Raw genomic sequence first — 3,892 nt, forward strand, 5'->3', positions numbered from 1 at the left:
CGTCATCCGGCTCCTGCGGCGTGCTCCTTGAGCGATGGCGCCTCGCCGCAGACGATCCTGCGGTGCGCGTCCATATCGATGTTGCGGCCGGAGAGAAGCACGACCACCGGCCCGTCCGACCTGACCTTGCCGGCGAGCAGCGCGGCGATGCCGACCGCGCCGGCGCCCTCGACGATTTCGCGTTCGCGCGCATAGGCGTGACGGATGCCGGCGGCGATCTCGTCCTCGCTAAGCAGGACGATACCATCGAGCAGGTCGCGGCACATGGCGAAGGTCAGCCGGTTGTCGAGGCCGATGCCGCCGCCGAGCGAATCCGCCAGCGTCGGCAATTCCTCCACCAGCACCGGGCGGCCGGCATCGAGGCTGGCCTTCATCGCCGCGCCACGAGCCATCGAGACACCGATGATCTTTGTGCCGGGGCTGACGCCTTTGATGGCCGCGGCAACGCCTGAGGCGAGCCCGCCACCCGACAACTGCACCAGGACGAGGGCAGCATCCGGGACCTGTTCGATCATCTCAAGCCCGAGCGTGCCTTGCCCGGCGACAATGTCGGGATGGTCGAAGGGCGGCAGCATAACCAGCCCCTCTTGCGCCACCAGCCGATCGACCTCCTGCTGGGCATCGTCCTGACTGTTGCCGATAATGCGAACCTCCGCGCCCAGCCGGCGGATCTCGTCGAGCTTGTTTTCAGGCACCAGCCGCGACATGCAGATCACCGCGCGCATGCCCTCAAGCTTCGCCGCATGCGCCAGCGCGCGGCCGTGGTTGCCGGTCGAGGCCGCGACCACGCCACGCGCCTTCTCCGCGGTGCTGAGCGAAGCGACGGCATTCGAGGCGCCGCGCAGCTTGAAGCTGCCGGTGGTCTGCCGTTGTTCGAGCTTGAGGTGGACGGGGACGCCCAGCCCTTCGGAAAGACTTTGGGACAGCACGGTCGGCGTGCGCTCGACCTTGCCGGCAATGCGCTCATGCGCGGCGCGAATGTGCTCAAGAGTGACCTGTGTCATGATCATCAATCAGGCGGCAAATGGCTGCGTCATCAGACGGCCGAATTCGGGACGCGGCGTGTCATCTCCGCACAGCCGCAGACAATTCCAGGCGGTCGCCTGGTTGCTGGTCACCACGGGACGTCCAATAGTTTTTTCCATTCCGGTGACCGCGAGGGCGCTACGCAGCGCCGTGCAGGAGACGAACAGCGCATCGGCGCTGGTGTCGGTCGCCTCACGCGCCAGTTCGACGAGGGCCGCCGGTGCGATGCGCGCCATCTCGCGGTCGTCCTCGAAACCGAGGCAGGTGAAGCTGGCGATCTCGAAGCCGTGCGCCGCGAAATAGGCGGCCATCGGCCTGGATGTCTCGACCGTGTAGGGAGTGAGGATGCTGATCTTGCTTGCGCCCAGCGCACGCAGCCCGCGCACGCCCGCCATCGGCGGGGTGATTACCGGCACGCCGGGCTTTGCGACCTGGATCGCCGCCTCGATCTCGGCATCGCCGATCACCACCGAGGCCGAAGTGCAGGAATAGCAGACGGCATCGAGTGGCTCATCCGGCAGGATCAGGGCCGCGCCCGCCGTCAGCGCCGGCTGCATCTTGCGCAGGTTTTCGGGCGTCGTCGGGTTGGCATAGGGAATGCGCGCGACATAGACGCCGACGCGTTCGCTCGCCACCATGCGGCGGAAATCCGGTTCGCTGGTGTGGTCGGTGGCCAGGATGATCAGGCCGATGCGCCGCTCCAGCGGACGCGCATCCAGTGCCGGCCGTTTTGGATACACCTTGATCTCGGGCAAGGGTTTCATCGGTTACCTCTCGATCTTGCCGTAGCGGCGTTCCAGCCAGCGCAGCAACACGACCGAAAACAGACTGATGACCAGGAAGAAAGCACCGACCAGGGTGATCGGCTCGATATAGCGATAGTAGGTGTTGGCGACGCTTTTGGCCTGGTTCATCAGTTCCAGCACGGTGATCGCCGACAGCAGCGGCGTTTCCTTGAACATGGCGATAAAGTAATTGGCGAGCGCCGGAATCATCGGTGGGATAGCCTGCGGAATGATGATGTGGGTCCAGGTCTGACTGGCGCTCAAATTGCACGCCTTGGCGGCCTCCCATTGGCCGCGCGGCACATTGTCGATGCCGGCACGATAGACCTCGGCCGTATAGGTGCCGTAATGCAGCCCGAGCCCGATGACACCGGCGACCAGCGGCGGCAGCAGGATGCCGATGTCGGGCAGCACGTAGAAGATGAAATAGAGCTGCACCAGCAGCGGCGTGCCGCGGATGAATTCAGCCGCCCAGCCGACCGTGCGCGACAACGCCTTGTTGGGCGAGCGGCGCGCCAGCGCAATGCCAAGCCCGACGATCGCCGCCAGCACCGAGCCGAGCAGCGTCGCCAGGATGGTGATCTTCACGCCCTGGATCAGCGTTGGCATGATTTCCCAGACGAAATTCCAATCCCATTCCATCAGTAGGCCCAATTTATCAGAAGGGAGTTGGCCATCAGGCACGCACCCCGTCGAGGCCGCGCGCCATGCGTCGTTCCAGCGAGCGCACGCCCCACGAGATGAGCAGGGCGAGGATGAAATAGATGATCAGGATGGTGGTGAACGGCACCAGGGTGTTGCCGGTCTGGGCGCGCACCACCTGCGCCTGGAAGGTCAGGTCGGTGAGCGAGATCAGCGACACCACGGCGGTCGCCTTGAGCAATTCGATGGCATTGTTGCCAAAGGTCGGCAGCATCACCAGCAGCGCCTGTGGCAGGATGATGTGGCGCATGCCTTGCCAGCGGCCGAGATTGAGCGCTGTGCAGGCCTCATACTGTTCGCGGCCGATCGACTGGATGGCACCGCGCACCACTTCGGCGGCGTAGGCGCCGACATTGAGGCCGAGCGCCAGCACGCCGGCCTGCAACGGGGTCAGCGAAATGCCGATGAAGGGCAGCACGAAATAGGCCCAGAACAACTGCACGAAGATCGAGGTGCCGCGGAAGAACTCGATGTAGGCGGTGGCCAACCAACGCAGCGCAAAGAAGCGCGACACGCGCCCCATGCCGGCGAGGAAGGCCATGATCAGCGCCAGCACCGACCCCATCAGCGTCAGCTCGATGGTGACAAGCGCTCCCTGCAATATCAGGCCGAAATAGCCGGACCACTGGGTCATTCGGTTTCCAACGTTGGGTTTAGCATCTTCTCCCCGTTCACGGGGAGAAGATGCCGGCAGGCAGATGAGGGGCGGCGCGAACTTGCGAAGGTTTGGCGCCGCCCCTCATCCGTCACTTCGTGACACCTTCTCCCCGTTGAACGGGGAGAAGGAAGGATCACTTCGCCGCGCAGAGCTTGTCGCGGCTGGTCGACATCGCGGCTGCCGCCGAGAAGCCGTAGGGCTCGATGATCTTGGCGAACTCGCCCGATTTCTTCATCTTGGCCAGTTCCACATCGAAGGCGTCGCGCAGTGCCTCGTCGCCCTTCTTGAAAGCGGCGCCGTCGCAATAGACCGGTGCGCCCTGCACCGGAGCGATGACTTCGAGGTTCGGATCGTTGGCCTTCTTGACCAGATCATTGATCGACAGGACGGGCAGCGAATAAGCGTCGATGCGGCCATCCTGGAGCATCTTCACGCCGCTCTGGCCATCCGGCACGACGATGACGCGATCGCGTGGCACGCCGGCATTGAGCGCGAGCTTCTCCTCGGTGCCGCCGCCCGGCGCGCCGATGGTCGCAGTCGTATCCTTGGCGACATCCTCATAGCTCTTGAAACCCTTTGGATTGCCTTTCTTCACCAGCATCGCCTCGGCGTCGCACAGCACGGGTTCCGAATAGGCGACCGCAGCACAGCGCTCCGGCTTCATGAACAGGCCGGCGGTGACGACATCGAAGCGACCGGCCTGCAGGCCGGGGATCATGGC

General features: G+C 64.5%; 5 protein-coding genes. All 5 read right to left on the reverse strand.

What is annotated here, in order from left to right; translation table 11 throughout:
• Positions 1–2 precede the first annotated feature (2 nt).
• Entirely contained in the window at positions 3–1,004 is a 1,002-nt protein-coding gene (gene eutB, locus ENZ75_RS24340) for a hydroxyectoine utilization dehydratase EutB (protein WP_164887971.1), read from the reverse strand.
• Positions 1,005–1,013: 9 nt separating this feature from the next.
• Entirely contained in the window at positions 1,014–1,790 is a 777-nt protein-coding gene (eutA, locus tag ENZ75_RS24345; protein ID WP_063170120.1) for an ectoine utilization protein EutA, read from the reverse strand.
• A gap of 3 nt (positions 1,791–1,793) precedes the next feature.
• A complete protein-coding gene (gene ehuD, locus ENZ75_RS24350) occupies positions 1,794–2,453 on the reverse strand; it encodes an ectoine/hydroxyectoine ABC transporter permease subunit EhuD (RefSeq protein ID WP_013530329.1) in 660 nt (219 codons plus the stop codon).
• A gap of 34 nt (positions 2,454–2,487) precedes the next feature.
• Positions 2,488–3,147 carry an ectoine/hydroxyectoine ABC transporter permease subunit EhuC gene (gene ehuC / locus ENZ75_RS24355; RefSeq protein ID WP_013530328.1) on the reverse strand — a complete coding sequence of 220 codons (660 nt, stop codon included), beginning with the start codon at positions 3,145–3,147 and terminating at the stop codon, positions 2,488–2,490.
• A gap of 157 nt (positions 3,148–3,304) precedes the next feature.
• Positions 3,305–3,892: ectoine/hydroxyectoine ABC transporter substrate-binding protein EhuB (ehuB, locus tag ENZ75_RS24360; RefSeq protein ID WP_128278368.1), on the reverse strand; the 588-nt coding region annotated here is incomplete at its 5' end.

Origin of the sequence: Mesorhizobium sp. M7A.F.Ca.CA.002.04.1.1 (assembly GCF_004022805.1) — a bacterium.
In the GTDB taxonomy this organism is placed as follows: Bacteria; Pseudomonadota; Alphaproteobacteria; order Rhizobiales; family Rhizobiaceae; genus Mesorhizobium; species Mesorhizobium ciceri.

Excerpts from the sequence above, each read along its gene's own strand:
- eutB (WP_164887971.1), bottom strand. The coding sequence starts at position 1,004 with ATGACACAGGTCACTCTTGAGCACATTCGCGCCGCGCATGAGCGCATT.
- eutA (WP_063170120.1), bottom strand. The coding sequence starts at position 1,790 with ATGAAACCCTTGCCCGAGATCAAGGTGTATCCAAAACGGCCGGCACTG.
- ehuD (WP_013530329.1), bottom strand. The coding sequence starts at position 2,453 with ATGGAATGGGATTGGAATTTCGTCTGGGAAATCATGCCAACGCTGATC.
- ehuC (WP_013530328.1), bottom strand. The coding sequence starts at position 3,147 with ATGACCCAGTGGTCCGGCTATTTCGGCCTGATATTGCAGGGAGCGCTT.